We start from the raw sequence: 23,067 nt of genomic DNA, 5'->3' as shown, positions 1-23,067 counted from the left end.
AACAATGCAAGACAATCGAGTTTTATCCGGCATGCGACCTACAGGTCAGCTTCATTTAGGCCATTATCATGGTGTATTGAAAAATTGGCTTGAGCTGCAAAATGAGTATGATTCTTACTTTTTTGTGGCAGATTGGCACGCTTTTACCACGCACTATTCTGACAAAATTGATCTAGAAGGGAATGTCATGGAAATGGTGGTTGACTGGCTGGCAGCTGGGATTAACCCAAATACAGCAACAATTTTTGTCCAGTCAAAAGTGCCAGAGCATGCTGAGTTGCATTTACTCCTGTCTATGACCACGCCGCTTTCTTGGCTGGAGCGCGTGCCCTCTTATAAAGACCAGCAACTCAAGCTAAAAACTAAAGATTTAGGCACTTATGGATTTTTGGGCTATCCACTTTTACAAAGTGCGGATATCTTGATGTATAAGGCTAGTTTGGTGCCGGTTGGTGAAGATCAAGTGGCACATATTGAGCTGACGCGTGAAGTGGCACGTCGTTTTAATCATATTTATGGTCGTGAAGTAGACTTTGAAGAAAAGGCAGAGGCGGCGATTGGCAAGATGGGTAAAAAACAAGCTAAGTTGTTTCGTTCATTGCGCAAATCTTACCAAGAAACGGGTGATGATGAAGCTATGGTTAAAGCGCAAGCCTTATTGCAAGAGCAACAAAATATTACTTTGGGTGATCGCGAACGTTTAGCCGGGTATATTGAGGGCGTGGGTAAAATTATATTGCCTGAACCAGAGTCTTTGTTGACTAAGGCGTCAAAAATGCCAGGCCTTGATGGGCAAAAGATGAGTAAGTCATATGGCAATACTATTTCTTTGCGCGATAGTGCTGAGGCTATTGAGACGAAGATTAAGCGTATGCCAACAGATCCTGCGCGCATTAAGCTAACGGATGCTGGCGATCCAAATAAATGCCCTGTATGGCAATTGCATCAGGTGTATTCAGATAGCCAAACTTGTGAGTGGGTGGTAGATGGCTGTACACAGGCAAAAATGGGTTGTGTCGAGTGTAAGCAGCCTGTGATTGAAGCGGCACAAGCTGAATTGGCGCCAATGCAAGAGCGTATTGCAAAGTATCAAGCTGATCCAGAATTAATCAAACAAATTATTCACGAAGGTTCTGAAAAAGCACGCGAAGTGGCAGTAGAAACCATGGCGGAAGTTAGAGGTTCAATGGGGATTACTTATTAATTATGGCTGAAAGAATACAAAAATTGATTGCGACTGCGGGCTATGGTTCACGTCGTTGGGCAGAAAGATTAATTGAACAGGGTCGTATTGAGATTAACAATAAGGCTGCGCAAATTGGCGACAAGTGTGAAATAACCGATAAAGTAAAAATCGACGGTAGAAGTGTGGATCTTGAGCGCTATCAAGAAGAAGAAACTAAGGTGCTAATCCTCAACAAACAAGCGGGTGTCATTTGCTCTAATAAAGACGATGAAGGTCGCAAGAGTGTTTATAGTTTGTTGCCGAAGGAGTCTCGCTGGGTTATGGTGGGACGCTTAGATCTCAATACTTCGGGTTTGTTGCTGTTTACCAATAATGGTGATTTGGCTAACAAGCTCATGCATCCTAGCTCACAAATTGATCGTGAATATGCGGTTCGCGTATTAGGTCAAGTGGAAAGTGAAGATATCAAACAACTCACCACCGGTATTGAGCTGGATGATGGATATGCTAAGTTTAATCGTGTCACTATTGGTGGTGGCGAAGGGGCGAATCGTTGGTATAAGGTGGTGCTTAAAGAAGGAAGAAAACGTGAAGTTAGACGTCTTTGGGAGTCTTTAGGCTTTAAAGTTTCGCGCTTAATTCGTATTCGTTTTGGCGAAATTCGTATGCCTGAAAATCTTAGAGCTAATGAATATGACTATTTAAAACCGGGACAAGTTAAGTTATTGCTTAATTCCGTTAAACTTTAAGTTAATCTAATAATATTTGACTTAGGTCAAATATTTATTTTTGCATTGTTGATAGAATGTTGTTGTTAAAGATAAGAAAAGGAAACAACAATGATTATGAACGAACTTAACACCGATACGGTGTTCTACATGAGCCTGTTAATGGTTGCACTGGCGATCGTTAGTTTTATTATTTTTGTTATTGGCAGAAGATTCAAATTCTTTAAGAAATAACACCTCAAATTCCCAATAAACCTATATGATTCTCTTGTGATTAATAACAAGAGAGTTGCTTATGCCTATTAACGAATTAAATACAGATGGTGTCTTTTGGGCGGCTGTCTTTTTTATGCTTAGCTCTGTGGCATTGGCTATTTATTTGAAGCTTTATTTTAGATCTAAAAAGTAGTTTGTGATTGCACGCTGATCGCTATTTTTCGTTTTCAAAAAACCAAGCCTATCACGTATAATGGTGCTTTTTAGTTTTTATACTTTTTAGCGCTAATGTCTGATTACAAATCCACCTTAAACCTGCCTGCCACCAAGTTTGCAATGAAAGCAAATCTTGCAAATCGTGAGGGCGGATTTCTTAAAAAATGGCAAGAGGATGATCTGTATGCTCAAATTCGAGCACATAATCAAGGCAAGCCTAAATTCACTCTACATGACGGCCCACCTTATGCAAACGGCGATATTCATATTGGTCATGCAGTTAACAAGGTTTTAAAAGATATTATTGTTAAATCAAAGTCTTTATCGGGTTTTGATGCACCGTATGTGCCGGGTTGGGATTGTCACGGTTTGCCGATTGAGCATAATGTTGAAAAGAAAAAAGGCAAAGTTGGCGTCAAGATTGATGCCAATACTTTTAGAGCAGAATGCCGTAAATATGCCGACACCCAAGTGGCTAAACAAAAGCTTGATTTTCAGCGTTTGGGTATTTTGGGCGATTGGAATAATCCATATCTAACTAAAGATTTTCAATATGAGGCGGATATTGTGCGCGCCTTGGGCAAGATTGTTGAAAATGGCCATGTTTCTAAAGGCTACAAACCTGTGCATTGGTGTACAGAGTGTGGCTCAGCTTTGGCTGAGGCTGAGGTTGAATACAAAGACAAGCAATCAGATGCGATCGATGTTAAATTCCGTGTTCTTGGTGATGCAATTTTTAAGGTCGATAAGCCTGTTTTTGTGGTTATTTGGACCACAACGCCTTGGACACTGCCTGCAAATGAAGCGGTAGCGTTACATCCTGAGCTTAACTATGTATTGGCAGATATGGGTGATGAATATCTATTATTAGCTCAAGAATTAGCCCAAGATGCTTTATCTCGCTATGAGTCAGAGGCAAGTGTTGCCACCCAAGTGTTTACGGGTAGCGAGCTAGAAGGTTTGAAAGTACAGCACCCATTTTATGACAAACAAGTACCAATTATTTTAGGCGATCATGTCACCACTGATGCGGGTACGGGCGCAGTGCATACAGCGCCTGCGCACGGTCAAGAAGATTTTGTTGTGGGCAAACAATACGATTTACCGGTTAATTGTCCGGTGGATGGTCGCGGGGTGTTCTTTGAAGATACCGAGCTATTGGCTGGTCAATTTATTTTTAAGGCAAATGCCAGTGTTATTGAGATTTTAAAATCAAACAATGCCTTGGTCAAACATGAGTCATTGATGCATTCTTACCCGCATTGTTGGCGCCATAAAACTCCAGTTATTTTTAGAGCAACCCCACAGTGGTTTGTCTCTATGCAGGATAATGGCTTAAGAGATGCAGTTAATGAGCAAATCCCTAAGGTTGATTGGATTCCAGATTGGGGTAAAAAACGCATCGAGCTGATGGTAGGTAATCGCCCAGATTGGTGTATTTCCCGCCAACGATTTTGGGGTGTGCCGATTACTTTGTTTACTCATAAGCAAACGGGCGAACTACATCCAAATACTCAAGCGCTGTTTACTAGTGTTTCAGCCATGATTGAAAAAAACGGCATTGAAGCTTGGTTTGAAACTGACATTCAAGAGCTGTTGGGTGATGATGCTGATGATTATGAAAAAGCCACTGACACACTAGATGTTTGGTTTGATTCTGGTGTGAGTCATTTCGCTGTTCTAAAGGCCAGAGAAGGTCTATCTGATGTGGCTGATTTATATCTAGAAGGCTCTGACCAGCATCGCGGCTGGTTCCAATCGTCGCTTATTTCCTCAGTCGCTATTAATGGTAAAGCGCCCTACAAACAAGTACTAACACACGGTTTTACAGTTGATAAAGACGGCAAGAAAATGAGCAAATCGTTGGGCAATGTAATGAGCCCACAAAAAGTGATTAATAATCTGGGTGCTGATATTTTACGCTTATGGATTGCCTCTACCGATTACACCGGTGAGATGACCGTCTCTGATGAAATTTTAAAGCGTAGCGCTGATTCGTACAGACGTATTCGTAATACGCTGCGCTTTATGTTGGCAAATACCAGTGGTTTTAATCCTCAGCAGCATACGCTAACTGCCGATAGTATGCTAGATTTAGATAAGTGGATTGTCGCTAAAACAGCAGATTTACAAGTACAAATTTTGCAAGCTTACGAGCAGTACAATTTTCACCATGCCATTCAATTGATTTTGAATTTCTGTAGTAATGATTTGGGTGGATTTTATTTAGATGTTATTAAAGACAGACAATACACCACTGGGGAAGATTCAAGAGCTAGGCGTAGTGCACAAACGGCGCTTAATCATATTCTGGAGGCGATGGTTCATTGGCTGGCACCTGTATTATCATTTACTGCTGAGGAAATTTGGCAGAATATGCCCGAGGAAAAAACTCAAAGTATTTTCTTGAGTGAGTGGTATGAAGGTTTATCAGTAGGCTATCAAAATACAGCGATCGATACCGCAAGAAATATCAACCCATTTATTCGTAAGCAAATGGAAGCCATGCGTAGCGATAAGATTATCGGCTCATCGCTTGATGCAGAAGTGGATCTATATTGTGACGATAAAACCATTCAGGCATTGAGTCAACTGGGAGATGAGCTACGCTTTGTTTTTATCACCTCTTATGCACGCATTCATCCACTCAGTGATAAAACTCAACAGAGTGTTGAAGCGGGCGAAGGTGTATTTGTTGAAGTGAGTAAATCCAAGCATGAAAAATGTGTGCGTTGTTGGCATCATCGTGAGGATGTGGCTCAGAATGCCGAGCACACTGAGCTTTGTGGTCGTTGTGTTGAAAATGTTGTCGGTAGTGGCGAAAAACGAGAGTTTGCCTAATGAAAACATTAGAGCTTGATTTAGGGGAAAAGTCTTATCCGATTTATATTGGCCAAGGGTTGTTAGATCAAGAAAAATTGTTAACCAATCATATTGCTGGAAAGCAGGTGATGATTGTGACCAATACCACGGTTGCACCTTTGTACTTAGAGCAAGTTAAATCCCTGCTGGGTTCGTTGAATGTAGCGCAAGTAGTGCTACCTGACGGTGAGCAATATAAAACACTGGATACCGTTAACTTAATTTTTGATGCGCTATTGGAAAATCGCTTTGATCGATCTTGTACGCTAATCGCTTTGGGTGGCGGTGTCGTGGGAGATATGACAGGCTTTGCTGCTGCCAGCTATCAACGAGGTGTTAGTTTTATTCAAATCCCGACTACCTTGCTTTCTCAAGTCGATTCGAGTGTCGGTGGTAAAACCGGGGTTAATCATCCATTAGGAAAAAACATGATTGGCGCTTTTCATCAGCCAAAGTGTGTGCTGATTGATGTGGATACGCTAGATACATTGGACGATAGACAATATGCGGCTGGCATGGCTGAAGTGATCAAATATGGTTTATTAGGCAACGCTGATTTCTTAACATTTTTGCAAGATAACATTCAAAACTTAATGCGACGAAATAAGGACTTAATCATTCAGTCGGTGTACCAATCTTGTACAGATAAGGCCAATATTGTTGCACAAGATGAGCTGGAATCAGGCAAAAGAGCCTTGTTAAATTTAGGTCATACTTTTGGTCATGCGATTGAAAACACACTGGGTTATGGCGTGTTTTTACATGGCGAAGCTATTTCAGTGGGCATGCTCATGGCGGCCAAGTTGTCGCAATTGGCAGGGGATTTAAGCCATCAAGATGTCGATCAGGTTCAAGATTTATTAGAAAAATCTAATTTACCAATCAGCGTAGACGGTAAAATTAGCGCTTCTGAGTTCTTATCAGCTATGAGCGTTGATAAGAAAGTGATTGATGGCAATATTCGACTGATCCTAATGAAAAAATTAGGCGAGGCATATCTAAGCGATTATTATCAAAAAGAGCAGCTAGATCAAGTAATTGGGGATTTTTGTTAACCACATATTAAGGGTAAAAAAATGACAGACAGCAAGCAAAAACCAGAATCTATTAAAGATGATGAGGTAATGATTACATCGAGTATTTCCGATTTGGAAAAAATGCTTGAGAATGCAGATAAGCGTACTGATTCAAAATTTGAGCGCATGTTCCTACCTGCTTTGGCAGTGTTTAGTGCGATCATCATGGGATTTTTTATCGTCATTTACTCAATCACCAGCGATATGACACGCCTTGCTAACTCTATGGATCCTAACATGGGTGGCAATATGTCATCCATGGTTGCTAGTATTGAAAAGCTTTCAAATAATGTTAATCAAATGACAACCTCAGTGGCACAAATGCAGAAGAGCTTTTCAAAAGTTGATAAAAACATGGATGTCATCGCATTAAAACTAAATGCATTAGATTCTATTGCGGTTGATTTAACGCACGTTAGTGTGAAGATGGATTCGTTAGAGCCAATGTTAATTAACATGGAAGAGATGAATAAAAACATGACAACCATGCAAGATTCTATGCAATGGATGCAGCGTGATCTAAACATGCTACGCTCTTCATTCTCTAAGCCACTTAGAATCTTTAACAAGATTCCAATGTTATAATTATGTCGTTGTCTGAACAGCAAGTTACTCAAATTGCTTATTTAGCGCGCTTGTCATTAAGCGCTGCTGAACTACAAGATAACACCAAAGATTTAAATGCCATTCTGGGTTTGGCTGAGCAGCTAGGCACTATTAACACAGACGGCATTGAGCCTATGGCTCATCCGCTACATATGACTCAGCGCCTGCGTGCAGACGTCGTGAGCGAGCATGATCAGTCAGACTTATTTCAATCTATTGCCCCAAAAACGGGCAATAAGCATTATTTAGTGCCAACGGTGATTGAATAAGATGAGTATTCATAAAAAAACCATTGCCGAGCTTGCGCAAGGCCTTAAAGATAAAGAATTTTCATCGGTAGAAATTACTCAGCATTATTTAGATCGCATTAAGCGCTCAGATTTAAACGCCTTTATTACGGTGACTGACGAGTTAGCCATGAGCCAAGCACAAGCGGCTGACGAAAAAATCGCAGCAGGTAGTGCTAATATTCTGACAGGCATTCCCTATGCGCACAAAGATATTTTTTGTACGCAAGGCGTTAAAACCTCAGCCGGCTCTAAAATGCTGGATAATTTTATCTCACCTTATGACGCGACAGTTTCTCATCAACTGAATCAAGCTGACACAGTTATGCTGGGTAAGGCTAATATGGATGAATTTGCCATGGGATCGAGTAACGAAAACTCGTTTTATGGCGCCGTTAAAAATCCGTGGAATGCCGATAAAATTCCAGGTGGCTCATCGGGCGGCTCGGCAGCTGCCGTCGCAGGCGGCTTAAGTTGTTTTGCCACAGGTACAGATACCGGTGGTTCTATTCGTCAGCCTGCTAGCTTGTGTGGCATTACAGGGCTCAAGCCGACTTACGGCCGCGTCTCAAGATACGGCATGATTGCATACGCTTCCAGCTTAGATCAAGCAGGACCAATGACCAAAACAGCGCAGGATGCAGCGATTGTTCTTAATGTCATGGCTGGTTTTGATGAAAAAGACTCAACCTCTGCTGAGCAAGCAGTGCCTGATTACACGGCCAATTTAAATGATTCCATCAAGGGTTTAACCATCGGCCTGCCTAAGGAGTTTTTCTCTGAAGGTTTGGATGATGAAGTGGCCACTCAAGTCATGAATGCAGTCAAAGAGTTTGAAGCCATGGGTGCAATAGTTAAAGAAATTTCCCTGCCTAATTCTGCTTACGCTATTCCTACTTATTATATTGTGGCGCCTTGTGAGTGCTCATCAAATCTGTCGCGACTTGATGGTGTGCGTTATGGCTATCGTTGTGACAATCCTAAAAATTTAGAAGATTTGTATTTACGCTCACGTTCAGAGGCTTTTGGCGCTGAAGTTAAACGCCGAATTATGATTGGCGCTTATGCTTTGTCAGCAGGTTATTACGACGCTTATTATTTAAAGGCACAAAAAACACGCCATCTCATTAGTGAGGACTTTAAAAAAGCCTTTGGCGAAGTTGACGTTATTATGGGGCCTGTATCGCCAACAACCGCATTTGATTTGGGCTCAGTAAAAGACCCAGTATCTATGTATTTGGCCGATATTTATACACTCAGTGCAAATCTTGCAGGCCTTCCAGGTATGAGCATCCCAGCAGGATTCTCCGACAAACTGCCAGTTGGCTTACAGCTGATTGGTAACTATTGGTCTGAATCAAAATTACTTAATATTGCCCACCAGTTCCAACAGCAAACTGATTGGCATCAGCAGATGCCACAGGAGGATTAACATGGAATGGGAAACAGTTATTGGTTTGGAAATTCATGCCCAGTTAAGCACTAAATCTAAGATTTTTTCATCTGCCAGTACGCAGTTTGGTCAAGCGCCAAACTCTCAAGCTTGTGCGGTTGATTTAGGCTTGCCCGGTGTGCTACCGGTGTTAAATGTTGAGGCGGTTAACAAGGCAATTAAGTTTGGCTTAGCAGTTAACGCTCATATTAATCAGCGTAATATTTTTGATCGAAAAAACTACTTCTATCCTGATCTGCCTAAGGGTTATCAAATCTCACAAATGGATTTACCCATTGTTGGTGAAGGTGAAATTGAGATTAGCGTTGGTGAAACGACAAAAATTGTAGGTGTAACACGTGCCCATTTAGAAGAAGATGCGGGTAAATCAGTCCATGACATGTTTAATGAATTTAGTGCGATTGATTTAAACCGTGCAGGCACGCCACTACTTGAAATTGTATCAGAGCCTGATATGCGCAGTGCCAAAGAGGCGGTTGCCTATGCTAAGAAAATTCATGCTTTAGTACAATATATTGGTATTTGTGATGGCAATATGCAAGAAGGCTCATTTCGTTGCGATGCCAATGTGTCGCTTCGTCCTATGGGTCAAGAAAAACTAGGTACACGAGCAGAGCTTAAAAACATTAACTCATTCAAATTTTTAGAACGCGCTATTAATTTAGAAGTAGAGCGTCAGCAAGATATTTTAGAAGAGGGTGGTTCGGTGGTGCAAGAGACACGTTTGTATGATGCGGTTAAGCATGAAACACGCTCTATGCGCTCGAAAGAAGAGGCGAATGATTATCGCTACTTCCCAGACCCTGATTTATTACCCGTGGAAATTACCGATGAGCTGATGAGCTCTATTAAAGCTAGCTTGCCTGAGCTTCCTGTTGAGAAAAAAGCACGCTTTATTGCTGAATTGGGATTGAACGAATATGACGCAGATATACTAACATCACAAAAGTCGTTGGCAGATTATTTTGAAATTATGTTGCAAGATAATGCAAAAAATGCCAAATTATGCGCCAATTGGGTGATGGGTGAGTTGTCTGCTTCACTCAATAAAAATCAGCTGGATATTGAAGACTCTCCTGTATCAGCGCAAGATTTGTCACAATTAATTGCACGTATTGGTGATGATACAATTTCTGGAAAAATCGCTAAAGATGTTTTTAAAGCGATGTGGTCGGGTGAAGGTTCTGCTGATGATATTATTGAGTCTAAAGGCCTTAAGCAAGTAACTGATATGGGTGCAATTGAGGTAATTATTGATGAAATTATTGCTAATAACACCCCTCAAGTTGAGCAGTTTAAATCAGGCAATGAAAAGATTTTAGGGTTTTTTGTCGGTCAAGCCATGAAAGCCTCACAAGGTAAAGCAAATCCAAAATTACTCAACCAATTGCTTAGAGAAAAGCTAAGCTAAGAGGATGCTTGATTTTGCTAAACTTGGCGCTGATTTCTCAACACTCATACACACGCAATCTTTAGACAATCCGTTTTTAATTCATAAAAATACTCAGCTGTATACTGAGCTAGACTTGTCATTAACAGATGAACAGCTGGTAAAGATTAGCACAGGGGAACAGAAATTTGAAAACACCCCGCCGATTGCGAGCATCTATGCAGGCCACCAATTTGGCTATTTTAATCCGCAGTTGGGTGATGGACGTTCGTGCTTAATTGGTCAAGTTAACCTTCAAGAGTTATCGCTCAAAGGCGCAGGAATAACGCCTTATTCACGCCAAGGAGATGGTCGAGCGGTATTACGATCTTCTATTCGTGAATATCTATGCTCAGCGGCTATGCAAGGGCTTAATATTGCGACAACAAAAGCACTCACACTAGTTGGTAGCTCAACTGAGGTGTATCGAGAAAATTTGGAAATGGGCGCTATTGTTATGCGTGTAGCCCCCTCGCATATTCGCTTTGGTCATTTTGAATTATTCGCTTCACGTGGTCAAACCGCACAGGTTAAAAAATTGGCTGATTTTGTCATTGGGCATCATTTTTCAGAATTATCAGGGCCACACAAGTATGTTGATCTTTTAATGGAAGTAGTTAAAAGAACTGCAGTGATGATTGCCTCTTGGCAAGCGCAGGGTTTTGCACATGGGGTGATGAATACTGACAACATGTCTATATTAGGTCTTACTATCGATTACGGACCTTTTGGGTTTTTAGAAAGCTATGATCCTCAGTTTATTTGCAACCATTCAGACCATGAAGGGCGCTATAGTTTTGATCAACAGCCTGGTATTGGTCTGTGGAATTTAACACGTTTGGCTGAAGCCTTATCAAGTTTGATCGATGCTAAACAGGCAAAGACTATTTTGCAAGCTTACGAGCCACAGCTTATCAAAACCTATTCATCTTTAATGCGACAAAAGTTTGGTCTCACTCAGCAACATGAGGGAGATCATCAGTTAATTAATCAATTTCTCGAATTATTACGCAAACATAAAAAAGACTATACTAACGCTTTAAGAGGCTTGGCAGATCTGGAGCAATTATCCACTGATGCACATTTTTCAAGCTGGCTATCTTTATATGATCAGCGCCTTACTGAGGAAAAATCCAGCCAAAGAGTGGCACTAATGAATAGCATCAACCCAAGGTTTATTTTGCGTAATTATTTAGCAGAAGAAGCCATTCGAGAAGCTGAAGACCAGAAGCGCTACGATAAAATTACGACCTTGTTTGATTTACTTAGTAATCCCTTTGAAGAGTACTCAGGTTTTGATGATTACACCCAAGAGGCGCCAGATTGGGCACAAGGGTTGAGTGTTAGTTGCTCTTCGTAATTCTAGATGAGTCCCACTAAAGTATAAGCCCACTGTTGAATGAATTTTACAATCGGCAAAATAACACTTTGAAAAATACCTAAAAACAGCAAACCTAGTAAGATAAATAATCCATAAGGCTCTAATTGATCGTACTGGTAAGCCAGTTTGGGCGGTAGTAGTGAGCTCACGACACGACCTCCATCAAGAGGTGGCAAAGGTAGTAGGTTGAGTACGGCAAGTAGTAAATTTATTTGAATACCTACTTGCGCCATATCTGCCAAAAATTGCGATCCGATATTCATAGCCATAAAGAGCGTAATAAGCCAGGCGGCCGCCATTATAAAATTACTCACCGGTCCAGCAATGGCCACCCATAGCATGTCTTGCTTAGGAGATCGGAGCGCTCTATAGTTAATGGGTACCGGCTTGGCCCAGCCAAAGATAAAGCCTGCCGTAAAGTACAAAAAAGCCGGCACAACAAGTGTACCCACTAGATCAATGTGCTTGATGGGATTAAGTGTTAATCGCCCCAGCATTCTGGCACTATGATCGCCCAATAAGGAAGCAACCCAGCCGTGCGCAGTCTCGTGCACGGTAATGGCAAATAAAACAGGAATAGCATAAATTAATAGTGTTTGAATATCAATCATAATAGGGTTGCTCGGGTAAAATTAACACAATTATTAAAAATCACACCTTCATTTTATATGAAAACCACACAACTGTTAATTCCGACCCAAAAAGAAGCGCCAAATGACGCGCAAATTATTTCGCACCAATTAATGATACGAGCCGGTCTTATCTCTAAGCTGGCCTCAGGCTTGTACTCATATTTGCCAATGGGTGTTAGAATTCTTAAAAAAGTGGAGTCTATTGTTCGTGAAGAAATGGATAAGGCCGGCTCTCAAGAGGTTCTAATGCCTGTGACACAGCCTGCAGAGCTTTGGCAAGAGTCGGGTCGTTGGCAGGAGTATGGCCCAGAATTATTGCGTTTTAATGATCGTCATGGTCGTGAATTTTGCATGGGGCCAACCCATGAAGAAGTAATTACTCATTTAGCAGCTCAGTATATTCGTAGCTACAAGCAATTGCCAATGAGTTTTTATCAAGTACAAACTAAATTTAGAGACGAGATTCGTCCTCGATTTGGGGTGATGCGCTCACGTGAATTTATAATGAAGGACGCTTATTCATTTCATCTAGATCAGGCATCATTGCAGCAAACTTACGACTTAATGCATCAGACTTATTGTAAGATTTTTGACCGTCTAGGATTAGATTACCGCCCTGTATTGGCAGATTCTGGCTCGATTGGTGGTGACGCTTCGCACGAGTTTCATGTGTTAGCAGATAGTGGTGAGGACGAGATTTGCTTCTCGAACGAATCTGATTATGCAGCCAATATTGAAAAAGTGGCTTTTTCAAAGCAAGAGGTTACTTGTCATGCTCAAGCGGTAGAAGAAAGCGTATTAACCAAGAAAAAGACCAGTATTGAACAAGTGTCTGAGTTCTTGAATGTTGCACCATCCCAATGTATTAAAACCTTAATCATTAAAACCTCAGAAGGGCTTAAGGCGTTAGCGCTTCGAGGCGACCATGAGTTGAACGAAATTAAAGCACACAATTTATTTGGTGAGTTTGAGCTGGCTTCGGATGAAGAGATTAAATCACTCGGACTGAAAAAAGGCTTTATTGGTGTCAAAGGCTTGAGCATTGAGTTAATTGTTGATTATTCAGCCAGTGTAGTCTGTGATTTTGTTTGTGGCGCTAATGAGTGGGACCAGCATCTAACTGGGGCAAATTGGCAGGGTGTTGAGTTTAGTGAGGCTGATTTGCGTAATGCTGTTGCCGGGGATGATTCTCCAGATGGGAAAGGGCAGTTGATTATTAAGCGTGGTATTGAAGTGGGTCATATCTTTCAGTTGGGTGACAAATACTCTAAGGCCATGAATTCTAATGTGATTGGCGAATCGGGTAAAGCGGTTACCACCACCATGGGCTGCTACGGTATTGGTGTGACGCGTGTTATTGCTGCTGCTATTGAGCAAAACTATGATGATCGAGGTATTATTTTTCCTGAGGCAATTGCACCTTTTCAGGTGGTAATTGTGCCGATTAATTACAATAAGTCAACGCGTGTTAAGACATTGGCTGATAATTTATATCAGCAGTGTTTAGAGGCGGGCATTGAGGTTTTATTGGATAATCGAAAAGAGCGTGCAGGAATTATGTTTGCCGATTCAGAATTATTAGGCATTCCTCACAGAATGGTATTGAGTGATACTCATGCCGATAATGGCAATATTGAATACAAGGCTCGAAATCAATCCGATAAGCTTGAAGTTAGCTATGATGATGCTTTAGCCTTTATTCAAGAAAAATTAGCCGAATAAAATGATGACTTGGTGGCAATATTTAATTCCCCAGCATGCGTTATCAAAGCTTATGTTTCGCTTTGCACGTCTTGAAAATGTCTGGCTTAAAAATAAATTTACCCATTGGTTTGTTAAAGCTTACCAGGTTAATTTATCTGAAGCATTGCGTGAAAATGTAGAAGATTACCAACACTTTAATGATTTTTTTACACGCGCATTAAAGCCACAAGCACGCGAAATTGGCTCGAGTGATATTATCTGTCCTGTTGATGGGGCAGTTTCACAAGCGGGTGAGATTAGTCATGCAACTATCTTTCAGGCAAAAAATCGTTACTATACGGTTTCATCTCTATTAGGCGGTGATTATCGCGCTGGACAATTTGAGTCAGGTTTGTTTGCCACTATTTATCTATCGCCCAAAGATTATCATCGTATTCATATGCCTTATGATGCCAAACTGGTTTCTATGGATTATATTCCTGGAGATTTGTTCTCAGTCAACAAAGCGACAGCTGAAGGGGTTGATAATTTGTTCGCTAGAAATGAGCGCGTTGTTTGCTATTTTCAAACCGAATTCGGCCTCTGCGCCTTTATATTGGTTGGTGCTATTTTTGTTGGCTCTATGCAAACCGTTTGGGCAGATCAGATTAACCCGCCTTATCAAAAACAGCTGCAGCATTTTGATTATACCAATCAAAATATTGAGCTAAAAAAAGGTGAGGAAATGGGGCGTTTTAATATGGGGTCAACGATCGTAATGCTGATGCCAAATCAAGATAACAAATTAAATTTAAGCGCTGGACAAGTGGTGCGAATGGGGCAGTCGCTAGTTTAGTTTGGTGAGTTTGACTAATTTAATAGTTTGATCAGAAATTTGTAAGATTTCTACTAGAATTTCACCAATCTTGAGGCTAACATCTCGCTTTGGAATGGTTTGTAATTCTTCCAAAATAAGGCCGTTTAAGGTTTTAGCTTTAGCACTTGGTAGTTGAACGCTTAGCAAAGTATTTAATTCGCGCACACTAATTCTTGGGTCAACTAGGTAGCTACCATCTTCTTGCAGGCTAATCTCATCAATACGCTCACTTTGGTTTGAGGTAAATTGTCCAACAATCTCTTCTAAGATATCTTCCAATACAATCAGGCCACGAACCTCACCGTATTCATCAACAATTAAGCCTAAGCGTCTTTTTTGCGTTTGAAAATGCTCAAGTTGATGTGCAAGAGAAGTGCCTTCTGGGACAAAATAGGGGGAGCGAACCAAGGATAAAACATTTTCCATGCTAAATTCTCCCTTAGCATAAAGATTCACAACATCACGCATGTGCAAAACACCGGTAATATTGTCACTAGAAGTGTCATAAGTCAGTAGGCGAGTATGCTGAATACGTTCAAGTTGTTTTAAAATCTCATCAGGCTTGTTAATATCTACGCTAATTAATTCGTGCCTAGGAATCATAATGTCTTCAACTTTTACTTTTTCTAAGTCGATGATATTCAGCAGCATTTTTTGATAATTTGAAGCAATCACAGGCTTGGCATCGCTAACCACCATACGCAACTCCTCAGAGCTGATATTATTATTTTGTTGGCCTGCATGAATGCCAAATAATCTAAGGATTAGGGTTGATATCTGCGCAATAACCCAAACAAAAGGCTTAAACAATTGGATTAAGAATTGAATAATAATGGAGGCGGGTAGGGCAACTTTTTCAGGATTTTTGGCAGCAAAAGTTTTTGGTGTGGTTTCGGCAAAAACCAGAATGACAAAAGTTAGGGTGAGTGAGGCTAAAACAATCGAATCTTCACCCCAGAGTTTAATGGCTAAGATAGTGGCAATACTAGAGGCAAAAATATTGACAAAGTTGTTACCCAGTAGAATTGTGCCGATTAAGTGGTCAGTATCTTTGAGTAAATGCTCAGTTCTTTTGGCATTTTTATTGGTAACACTTAAAGCTTTGAGACGATAACGATTAATCGCCATCATCGAAGTTTCAGTAGAAGAGAAAAAGGCTGAAGCTAGTATCAAGCCAAATAGCAAGATACTTAGCCAAAAAGTCGAAAGTGATTCCAATCAGTTATGCTGTATTAAGTAAATTAAAGTCTAGTTTAATTTAAATGTTTAAAAGCATCAAGCCCTGGGTAAGTTGCTTTTGCACCCAATTCTTCTTCAATGCGTAACAGGCGATTGTATTTTGCCAAGCGATCTGAGCGCGACAAAGAGCCAGTTTTGATTTGCCCACAGCCGGTTGCAACCGCTAGATCAGCAATAGTTGTATCTTCGGTTTCACCAGATCTATGCGACATAACAGCTGTATAACCTGCTTCTGCAGCCATATTCATAGCTGCGAAGGTTTCGCTCAATGTACCAATCTGGTTAACTTTGATTAAAATTGAGTTGGCAATATTATTGTCAATACCTTGTTTAAGAATTTTACTATTGGTGACAAATAAATCATCGCCAACAAGCTGAACTTGAGCGCCTACTTTTTTAGTGAGTAAATCCCAGCCTTCCCAGTCATTCTCGTCCATACCATCTTCGATCGAAATAATAGGATAGGTTTCAACCCAATTGGCTAAATAATCTACAAACTCTTGTGACGTCAGCGATCTATTTTCAGATACAAGATTGTAAGTGCCGTTCTCGTAAAATTCAGAGCTAGCCGCATCAATACCAATAAAGATATCTTTACCTGCGACATAGCCAGCGAGCTCAATGGCTTCTAAAATAACTTTAATAGCGTCTTCGTTAGAGGCAAGGTCAGGTGCAAAGCCACCTTCATCGCCAACAGCAGTGTTCATGCCTTGCGCTTCTAATACCGATTTTAAGTGATGGAATACTTCAGCACCGTAACGCAAAGCCTCTTTAAAGCTTGGTGCGCCGGCAGGAATGATCATGAATTCTTGAATATCCACGCTATTATTAGCATGTTCGCCACCGTTGATGATATTCATCATTGGTACAGGCAGTTGATAATTATCTCCTTGGTCAAGTGAGTCATATAAAGGTTTGTGCTGTCTGTTTGCATTGGCATGAGCCGAAGCTAGAGAGACCGCTAAAATTGCATTAGCGCCCAATCTTGATTTGGTCTCTGTGCCATCAAGATCAATCATCGCTTGATCAATCTTGTTCAAATCTTCAATACCAAAGCCAATAAGGGTTTCGTTAATTTCCGTGTTCACAAATTCTACCGCTTTTAGTACACCTTTGCCTAAATAGCGAGATTTGTCACCATCGCGTAATTCTAGTGCTTCACGTTGACCTGTTGATGCGCCACTTGGCACCATGGCACTACCGATTGTGCCATCGTCAAGAATGACATCTGCCTCAATGGTTGGGTTGCCTCTAGAGTCCAGAATTTCTCTTGCTTTGATTTGCTTAATTTTCACGATAATCCCTATTGTTTTTTTATTCGAAGAATGATTTCATTTTACCAAAAAATGAGTCTGACTCAGGGTGATGTTTCTTGCCACATGAGTCAGAAAACTCTTCTAATAATTGCTTTTGCTTTTTATTTAGGTTGATCGGTGTTTCAAGTTTAACTTGGCAAATTAAATCACCTGCTCCACTACTGCGAATGGCTGTAATACCTTTGCCTCTTAGTCTGAATTGTTTGCCAGTTTGAGTGCCAGCTGGAATCTTGATTTTTAGCTTTCCACTGAGTGTTGGCACTTCAATCGAGCCGCCTAATGAGGCGGTTACAAAATCAATAGGCACTTCACAATACAAATCACCACCTTCGCGCTGGAAAATTTCATGAGGCCTAACGTGTACTTCTACGTATAAATCGCCACTTTGGCCGCCACGAACGCCGGCTTCACCTTCGCCACTCAGGCGAATGCGGTTGCCGGTATCAACGCCTGCTGGAATTTTAACAGATAGTGTTTTTTGCTTGCGCACCACGCCTTGACCGCGACATGTGCCGCAAGGAGATTCGATTTTTTGCCCTGTGCCAGAACAAGTCGGGCAAGGGCGCTGAACCGCAAAAAATCCTTGCTGCATTTGCACCTGTCCAGCACCATGACAAGTGCCACAAGTTTTAACACTGGTGCCTGGCTTGGCGCCTGTGCCAGAACAAGGTTCACATTTTTCATTTTTAGGAATGCGGATCTTAACGGTAGTACCTTCAGCTGCTTCTTTTAAGTCAACCTCTAAGTCGTAGCGTAAATCAGAGCCCCGATTGTCAGCTTGTTGCTGGCCACCGCCACCACCAAAGATATCACCAAAGATATCGCCGAAACCGCCACCGCCAAAGCCGCCACCGCCACTACCGAAACCACCGCCAGCACTACCATCAACACCAGCATGGCCAAATTGATCATAGGCTTGGCGCTTCTGTTCATCAGACAAAATAGCATAGGCTTTTTGAATTTCTTTAAATTTTTCTTCAGCTGCTTCTTTATTGTCTGTATTTCGATCGGGGTGATGCTTCATCGCTAAACGCTTATAAGCTTTTTTAATTTGCTTATTATCTGCGCCTTTGTCTACGCCCAATACTTCGTAATAATCTCTTTGTGACATAACTACCTTTTTATAAAGTTAAAAAACCTTCTTCAAATACTCAGATCTGAAGAAGGTTAGTGATTAATTTAAATCTTAAAGACTACTTGTCGTCTTTGACTTCTTCAAAATCCGCATCAACTACGTCATCACCTGCGTCTGTTGCTTCAGAAGCGCCTTCTGCAGAGCCCGCTTTAGCTTGTGCTTTTTCAGCAAGCGGCTGAGCTTTTTCTGTTAACGCTTGTGATTTAGCATCAATCGCTTCTTTGTCATCACCTTTAAGCGCTTCTTCAAGCTCAGTAATCGCCGCTTCAATTGAAGTTTTTTCATCTTCAGAAACTTCTTCTTTAAGCTCTTCCAGAGTTTGCTTGGTTGAATGGATTAAAGAGTCAGCCATGTTTTTAGAGGCAACTAATTCTTGAAATTTCTTGTCCTCATCTGCGTGTGCTTCAGCATCTTTAATCATATTTTCAACTTCTTCATCACTCAAGCCACTTGAGGCTTTAATGGTAATTGATTGCTCTTTGCCTGTGGTTTTATCTTTGGCAGAAACATTCAAAATACCATCTGAATCAATATCTAAAGTGACTTCAATTTGAGGTTGGCCTTTAGGCGCCGCATCAATACCTTCTAAGTTGAATTGACCTAGAGATTTATTAGCACTTGCAATTTCACGCTCACCTTGTAGTACGTGTACAGTTACTGCAGATTGGTTATCCGCTGCGGTTGAGAACGTTTGAGATGCATTGGTTGGAATAGTTGTATTCTTCTCAATAAGCTTAGTCATAACGCCGCCCATGGTCTCAATACCTAGTGATAATGGTGTAACGTCTAGTAGTAATACATCCTTAACATCGCCACCTAATACACCCGCCTGAATGGCAGCACCCATAGCAACGGCTTCATCAGGGTTAACGTCTTTTTTAGGCTCTTTGCCGAAAAATTCTTTAACCTTTTCTTGTACCTTTGGCATACGTGTAGAGCCACCAACGATAATAACTTCGTCAATATCGCTTGCTGAAAGATCAGCGTCATTTAATGCTGTTTGACAAGGATCAATTGAACGCTTAATTAAGTCTTCAACCAATGATTCTAATTTAGCACGTGTAATCTTAATATTCATGTGCTTAGGACCTGAAGCATCAGCCGTTACATAAGGTAAGTTAACTTCTGTTTGCTCAGAAGATGATAATTCAATCTTAGCTTTTTCTGCCGCTTCTTTTAAGCGCTGAAGTGCCATTGGGTCATTTTTAAGATTAACGCCTTGCTCTTTATTAAATTCATCAACTAAATAATCCATAATGCGCTGATCAAAATCTTCACCACCTAGGAATGTATCACCATTGGTAGATAACACTTCAAAGTGTTTTTCACCATCAATATCTTCCATTTCAATGATTGAAACGTCAAATGTACCACCACCTAAGTCATAAACAGCAACAGTTTTGTCACCAGTTAGCTTGTCAACACCGTAAGCAAGTGCTGCCGCTGTTGGCTCGTTGATAATACGCTTAACATTAAGACCGGCAATCTTACCCGCATCTTTTGTCGCTTGACGTTGTGAGTCGTTGAAGTAGGCAGGAACCGTAATAACTGCTTCAGTTACTGTTTCACCTAAATAGTCTTCAGCCGTTTTTTTCATCTTTCCGATAATTTTTGCTGAAATTTCAGGCGCAGCCATTTTGTTGCCATTCACTTCAACCCAAGCGTCGCCATTATCAGCCTTAACGATTTTGTAAGGTACAAGATCGATATCTTTTTGTACCGCATCTTCGTCAAAACGACGACCAATTAAACGCTTAATTGCATACAATGTATTTTCAGGATTTGTAACTGCTTGACGTTTAGCTGATTGACCCACTAAAACTTCTTCAGAATCTTTTGGGAAAGCAACAATTGATGGGGTGGTACGATCACCCTCTGAATTTTCAATAATTTTAATGTTGCCACCATCCATAATGGCCACACATGAATTTGTTGTTCCTAAGTCAATACCGATAATCTTTGACATTTTTTACTCCTTGTAATTTGATATACACCCTATATAGGGGTGAGTATTTCTAATTCAAGCAGAAAAGAATAAAAAAATTACAGGCGTGTCTTTAGGAGTGTTTCAACAGCTTTGGGGACAAAATGACTGACATCGCCACCGAGAGATAAAATCTCTCGAACCAGCGAAGAAGAGATATTGGCGTATTGCTCCGCCGGTGTCATAAAGAGTGTTTCGATATTGGCATTAAGATGCTTATTCATACCTGAGAGTTGGAACTCATACTCAAAATCACTCACAGCACGCAAACCCCGCAAAATAACTTGCGCGTTTTGTGCTTGGGCAAAGTCAACCAGCAAAGTACCAAAACTTAGAACCTTGACATTATCAATCTCTTTTAAAATTTCGCTAGATAAGCTGATACGCTCATCAATACTCATGAAGGCTGTTTTTTTACTATTTTGAGTGATACCAATAATAACTTCATCAAATAATCTACTGGCACGCTTAATCAGATCAATATGACCATTGGTGATCGGATCGAATGAACCTGGATAAATAGCGATTTTTTTTGTCATGAGTATGTTTGGTAGTGGCTTAGACTTATAATACCTCAATTAGGCAGTAGTGTACTTGTCCTGAGCGTTTTTGTTGGTTGATTTTGATTTTTTGCGAAATTTCTTGATTTAAGAAATTATTGGTTATTTCAAACTCAGATTCTAGGTAGATTTTGCATCCAGTTGTCAAAAAACCTTCGATTGAGAGCTGTTTTAGCACTTTTTCGAGTATTTTTTGGTGAAAAGGCGGGTCAAGTAAGACAAAATCGAAGATTTGGGTGGGTTTTTTGCTTAAAAAATCCAAAGCATCGCTATGAATAATCTGTAAATTATCTGATTTTAGTTTTTTCCGATTTTTTTCCAGATTCTGAAAAGCGTTAAAATCCTTTTCAATACTGATAACTTGCTCAGCACCTCGAGAAAGCGCTTCAAAACTTAGTGCACCACTGCCAGTAAATAAATCTAAAAAAACCTTACCACTCGATTCAAACTGGATCCAGTTAAATAAGGTTTCTCGAACTTTATTAGGTGTGGGTCTTAGCCCTGGTGCATCGGGGAAAGGGAATTTCCTGCCTCGATGCTCTCCACCAATAATTTGAAAATGGTTGGTGGCTTGAGCCAAAGACTAAGGTTTGTAAGCGTCAAAGGATTCTTGCAACTCAGCCTTTGCTTCATCTGCATCGCCCCAGCCATCAATTTCAACCCATTTTCCAGCATCTAAATCTTTGTAGTAGCGAAAGAAATGCTCAATTTGATCTTTAAGCGTTGCACCCACATCATCAATACCTTGGATATCGTGATATGACTTGCAAAGCTTGTCAGTTGGTACAGCTAAGATTTTTGAATCTTTGCCAGCTTCGTCAGTCATACGCAGAACACCAATTGGGCGAGCAGTAATCACTGAGTCATGAATAAGAGGATAAGGGGTGATCACCAAAACATCTGCTGGGTCGCCATCATCGGCTAAAGTTTCTGGTACAAAGCCGTAGTTACATGGGTAGAACATCGGTGTAGAAATAAAGCGATCAACAAACATGGCGCCAGTTTCTTTATCGATTTCGTACTTTACTGGCGATGAATTTGCCGGGATTTCAATAATAACATTGATTTCATCAGGTAGGTTACCTGCTGATACGGGTTTAAGACTGTTTTGCATTTTCCAACTCCTCTTTTAGAATATGATAGCGCCAACCAGTTAAAAAGCTAACTGATTGATCACCACGAATAAATTTCATCAATGTTTTACCATTGGCGATGATAGTTTCATCTAGATTATACTGAACTGCGATTTTTTTGATGAGTTTTTGCAGCTCATTTTTTTGTTGTTTTTCACTTTTGCTTGGTGCTTGGTGTGCCTCAACCTGAATACGTGTTTGTGTAAGCTGTATTTGTTGCGATAAAAAATCCTTAAAAAGTGATTGATTGGCGTCAGACAGCTTGGTTTTTTTGAGACTGTAGTCAAGTAATTGCTCATCACTCATGATCCATTTTCTGGGCTTATTACGATCAATAGCTTGCGATTCTCGCCAAGCGGCCAGTTGTGCTGCTTTTTGATGCGTGCTTTTTGGTAAGCGCGACAAGCCCTTTATTTTTTTCCAAGCTTGCTCCAAATTTGGCAAATATAGGCGAATATCAGATAAGTCTAAACCGTCTTGCATAAGCCAATCAAGCTTGTCCTCGGTTGTGAGTTGCTCATTCAGTTGCGCGTAATTTTTGATCAAATAGCGCACATCGTCCAAGGCATATTCAAGTGCTGCTTCAGGCAGAGGGCGAGTGGTCCAATCTAAGCGTGTATAAGCCTTGTCCAAAATCACACCTTGAAGAATTTCAGTGAGATTTTGATAAGAAATTTGTGCGGGATGATTGAGAAAATGAGCTGCTATTTGTGTATCAAATAGCTGGGTTGGTAGACGCTTGGAAAGATAATATAAAGCCTCAATATCTTGACGAGCCGAGTGCACAATCCAGACACTGTCTGTTTGATAGAGTTTTTTAAATAAAGGTTCTAGATCTTCAATGGCCAAAATATCAATACACTCAACTGCATTTTCGGTGGCGATTTGCACCAAGCACAAAATAGGATAAAAAGTATCAATACGTTTGAATTCGGTATCAATGGCCAAATGTGTTTGTGTCTCAATGGTGTTGAGAAAGTGAGTTAATTGCTGTTGTGTTTGAATCATTGTTGTATTTTAGCAACAAGTAACGATACGACTGGTTTATTTATGAGATAATTCCAAATA

Annotated in this window: 21 protein-coding genes; 12 read left to right on the top strand and 9 right to left on the bottom strand. The window is 40.7% G+C overall.

All coding sequences use genetic code 11. The annotated features are described in order from the left end of the window. The first annotated feature begins 4 nt into the window (after positions 1 to 4). The 10 genes from SP60_RS01295 to SP60_RS01255 all read left to right on the top strand — a co-directional run bounded on the left by SP60_RS01295 (position 5) and on the right by SP60_RS01255 (position 11,419). Entirely contained in the window at positions 5 to 1,204 is a 1,200-nt protein-coding gene (locus SP60_RS01295) for a tryptophan--tRNA ligase (RefSeq protein WP_053950923.1), read from the top strand. A gap of 2 nt (positions 1,205 to 1,206) precedes the next feature. Then, complete coding sequence (locus SP60_RS01290) at positions 1,207 to 1,935, top strand: pseudouridine synthase (RefSeq protein WP_053950922.1); 729 nt, start codon at positions 1,207 to 1,209, stop codon at positions 1,933 to 1,935. Between the two features lie 90 nt (positions 1,936 to 2,025). Beyond that, positions 2,026 to 2,148, top strand: a complete 123-nt coding sequence (locus SP60_RS08485; RefSeq protein ID WP_257720055.1) for a hypothetical protein — start codon at positions 2,026 to 2,028, stop codon at positions 2,146 to 2,148. A 270-nt stretch (positions 2,149 to 2,418) separates the two neighbouring features. After that, entirely contained in the window at positions 2,419 to 5,187 is a 2,769-nt protein-coding gene (ileS, locus tag SP60_RS01285) for an isoleucine--tRNA ligase (RefSeq protein WP_053950921.1), read from the top strand. Next, positions 5,187 to 6,263, top strand: coding sequence for a 3-dehydroquinate synthase (gene aroB / locus SP60_RS01280; protein WP_053950920.1), 1,077 nt, complete (start codon positions 5,187 to 5,189; stop codon positions 6,261 to 6,263). The genes ileS and aroB overlap by 1 nt, the downstream gene beginning before the upstream one ends. Before the next feature lie 21 nt (positions 6,264 to 6,284). Next, positions 6,285 to 6,869, top strand: a complete 585-nt coding sequence (locus tag SP60_RS01275; protein WP_053950919.1) for a hypothetical protein — start codon at positions 6,285 to 6,287, stop codon at positions 6,867 to 6,869. A gap of 2 nt (positions 6,870 to 6,871) precedes the next feature. Beyond that, positions 6,872 to 7,159, top strand: a complete 288-nt coding sequence (gatC, locus tag SP60_RS01270; RefSeq protein ID WP_053950918.1) for an Asp-tRNA(Asn)/Glu-tRNA(Gln) amidotransferase subunit GatC — start codon at positions 6,872 to 6,874, stop codon at positions 7,157 to 7,159. A 7-nt stretch (positions 7,160 to 7,166) separates the two neighbouring features. Next, positions 7,167 to 8,609, top strand: a complete 1,443-nt coding sequence (gatA, locus tag SP60_RS01265; RefSeq protein ID WP_053952180.1) for an Asp-tRNA(Asn)/Glu-tRNA(Gln) amidotransferase subunit GatA — start codon at positions 7,167 to 7,169, stop codon at positions 8,607 to 8,609. A gap of 1 nt (position 8,610) precedes the next feature. After that, the gene (gatB, locus tag SP60_RS01260) at positions 8,611 to 10,041 is read left to right on the top strand and encodes an Asp-tRNA(Asn)/Glu-tRNA(Gln) amidotransferase subunit GatB (protein WP_053950917.1); all 1,431 of its coding nucleotides are present in this window, start codon (positions 8,611 to 8,613) and stop codon (positions 10,039 to 10,041) included. Between the two features lie 4 nt (positions 10,042 to 10,045). Next, the gene (locus SP60_RS01255) at positions 10,046 to 11,419 is read left to right on the top strand and encodes a protein adenylyltransferase SelO (RefSeq protein ID WP_053950916.1); all 1,374 of its coding nucleotides are present in this window, start codon (positions 10,046 to 10,048) and stop codon (positions 11,417 to 11,419) included. Between the two features lie 2 nt (positions 11,420 to 11,421). Here the strand turns inward: SP60_RS01255 and SP60_RS01250 are convergent, their stop codons facing one another. Next, positions 11,422 to 12,051, bottom strand: coding sequence for a site-2 protease family protein (locus tag SP60_RS01250; RefSeq protein ID WP_053950915.1), 630 nt, complete (start codon positions 12,049 to 12,051; stop codon positions 11,422 to 11,424). Positions 12,052 to 12,108: 57 nt separating this feature from the next. On the opposite strand from SP60_RS01250, the gene SP60_RS01245 reads away from it, so the two are divergent. Beyond that, positions 12,109 to 13,794 (top strand): proline--tRNA ligase, encoded by a 1,686-nt coding sequence (locus SP60_RS01245; protein ID WP_053952179.1) that lies wholly within the window; start codon positions 12,109 to 12,111, stop codon positions 13,792 to 13,794. Between the two features lie 4 nt (positions 13,795 to 13,798). Continuing rightward, on the top strand, positions 13,799 to 14,611 hold the full coding sequence (asd, locus tag SP60_RS01240; protein ID WP_417903486.1) for an archaetidylserine decarboxylase: 813 nt from the start codon (positions 13,799 to 13,801) through the stop codon (positions 14,609 to 14,611). Here the strand turns inward: asd and SP60_RS01235 are convergent. From SP60_RS01235 to SP60_RS01200, 8 genes are all read right to left on the bottom strand, one after another. Next, a complete protein-coding gene (locus tag SP60_RS01235) occupies positions 14,603 to 15,850 on the bottom strand; it encodes an HlyC/CorC family transporter (protein WP_053950914.1) in 1,248 nt (415 codons plus the stop codon). The two genes, asd and SP60_RS01235, sit on opposite strands and share 9 nt — an antisense overlap. A gap of 35 nt (positions 15,851 to 15,885) precedes the next feature. Continuing rightward, positions 15,886 to 17,166, bottom strand: a complete 1,281-nt coding sequence (eno, locus tag SP60_RS01230; protein WP_053950913.1) for a phosphopyruvate hydratase — start codon at positions 17,164 to 17,166, stop codon at positions 15,886 to 15,888. 19 nt (positions 17,167 to 17,185) lie between these two features. Next, positions 17,186 to 18,298 (bottom strand): molecular chaperone DnaJ, encoded by a 1,113-nt coding sequence (gene dnaJ, locus SP60_RS01225; protein ID WP_053950912.1) that lies wholly within the window; start codon positions 18,296 to 18,298, stop codon positions 17,186 to 17,188. Positions 18,299 to 18,380: 82 nt separating this feature from the next. Beyond that, positions 18,381 to 20,288 (bottom strand): molecular chaperone DnaK, encoded by a 1,908-nt coding sequence (gene dnaK / locus SP60_RS01220; RefSeq protein ID WP_053950911.1) that lies wholly within the window; start codon positions 20,286 to 20,288, stop codon positions 18,381 to 18,383. A gap of 77 nt (positions 20,289 to 20,365) precedes the next feature. Next, the gene (gene coaD, locus SP60_RS01215; RefSeq protein WP_053950910.1) at positions 20,366 to 20,845 is read right to left on the bottom strand and encodes a pantetheine-phosphate adenylyltransferase; all 480 of its coding nucleotides are present in this window, start codon (positions 20,843 to 20,845) and stop codon (positions 20,366 to 20,368) included. Between the two features lie 25 nt (positions 20,846 to 20,870). After that, a complete protein-coding gene (gene rsmD / locus SP60_RS01210) occupies positions 20,871 to 21,446 on the bottom strand; it encodes a 16S rRNA (guanine(966)-N(2))-methyltransferase RsmD (protein ID WP_053950909.1) in 576 nt (191 codons plus the stop codon). 3 nt (positions 21,447 to 21,449) lie between these two features. Continuing rightward, a complete protein-coding gene (ppa, locus tag SP60_RS01205) occupies positions 21,450 to 21,980 on the bottom strand; it encodes an inorganic diphosphatase (protein WP_053950908.1) in 531 nt (176 codons plus the stop codon). Further along, the gene (locus tag SP60_RS01200) at positions 21,964 to 23,007 is read right to left on the bottom strand and encodes a ribonuclease D (RefSeq protein WP_053950907.1); all 1,044 of its coding nucleotides are present in this window, start codon (positions 23,005 to 23,007) and stop codon (positions 21,964 to 21,966) included. Before SP60_RS01200 ends, ppa begins: the two co-directional genes overlap by 17 nt. Between the last annotated feature and the right edge of the window lie 60 nt (positions 23,008 to 23,067).

The sequence above is a fragment of the Candidatus Thioglobus autotrophicus genome, assembly GCF_001293165.1.
Classification (GTDB): Bacteria; Pseudomonadota; Gammaproteobacteria; order PS1; family Pseudothioglobaceae; genus Thioglobus_A; species Thioglobus_A autotrophicus.
The sequence above is the reverse complement of the archived record's forward strand: the minus strand, read 5'-3'. Positions and strand labels throughout refer to the sequence as shown.

What these genes read in the sequence shown, in the direction of transcription:
- SP60_RS01295 (WP_053950923.1), top strand. Translation starts at nt 5, where the DNA reads ATGCAAGACAATCGAGTTTTATCCGGCATGCGACCTACAGGTCAGCTT.
- SP60_RS01290 (WP_053950922.1), top strand. Translation starts at nt 1,207, where the DNA reads ATGGCTGAAAGAATACAAAAATTGATTGCGACTGCGGGCTATGGTTCA.
- SP60_RS08485 (WP_257720055.1), top strand. Translation starts at nt 2,026, where the DNA reads ATGATTATGAACGAACTTAACACCGATACGGTGTTCTACATGAGCCTG.
- ileS (WP_053950921.1), top strand. Translation starts at nt 2,419, where the DNA reads ATGTCTGATTACAAATCCACCTTAAACCTGCCTGCCACCAAGTTTGCA.
- aroB (WP_053950920.1), top strand. Translation starts at nt 5,187, where the DNA reads ATGAAAACATTAGAGCTTGATTTAGGGGAAAAGTCTTATCCGATTTAT.
- SP60_RS01275 (WP_053950919.1), top strand. Translation starts at nt 6,285, where the DNA reads ATGACAGACAGCAAGCAAAAACCAGAATCTATTAAAGATGATGAGGTA.
- gatC (WP_053950918.1), top strand. Translation starts at nt 6,872, where the DNA reads ATGTCGTTGTCTGAACAGCAAGTTACTCAAATTGCTTATTTAGCGCGC.
- gatB (WP_053950917.1), top strand. Translation starts at nt 8,611, where the DNA reads ATGGAATGGGAAACAGTTATTGGTTTGGAAATTCATGCCCAGTTAAGC.
- SP60_RS01255 (WP_053950916.1), top strand. Translation starts at nt 10,046, where the DNA reads ATGCTTGATTTTGCTAAACTTGGCGCTGATTTCTCAACACTCATACAC.
- SP60_RS01250 (WP_053950915.1), bottom strand. Translation starts at nt 12,051, where the DNA reads ATGATTGATATTCAAACACTATTAATTTATGCTATTCCTGTTTTATTT.
- SP60_RS01245 (WP_053952179.1), top strand. Translation starts at nt 12,109, where the DNA reads ATGAAAACCACACAACTGTTAATTCCGACCCAAAAAGAAGCGCCAAAT.
- asd (WP_417903486.1), top strand. Translation starts at nt 13,799, where the DNA reads ATGACTTGGTGGCAATATTTAATTCCCCAGCATGCGTTATCAAAGCTT.
- dnaJ (WP_053950912.1), bottom strand. Translation starts at nt 18,298, where the DNA reads ATGTCACAAAGAGATTATTACGAAGTATTGGGCGTAGACAAAGGCGCA.
- dnaK (WP_053950911.1), bottom strand. Translation starts at nt 20,288, where the DNA reads ATGTCAAAGATTATCGGTATTGACTTAGGAACAACAAATTCATGTGTG.
- coaD (WP_053950910.1), bottom strand. Translation starts at nt 20,845, where the DNA reads ATGACAAAAAAAATCGCTATTTATCCAGGTTCATTCGATCCGATCACC.
- ppa (WP_053950908.1), bottom strand. Translation starts at nt 21,980, where the DNA reads ATGCAAAACAGTCTTAAACCCGTATCAGCAGGTAACCTACCTGATGAA.
- SP60_RS01200 (WP_053950907.1), bottom strand. Translation starts at nt 23,007, where the DNA reads ATGATTCAAACACAACAGCAATTAACTCACTTTCTCAACACCATTGAG.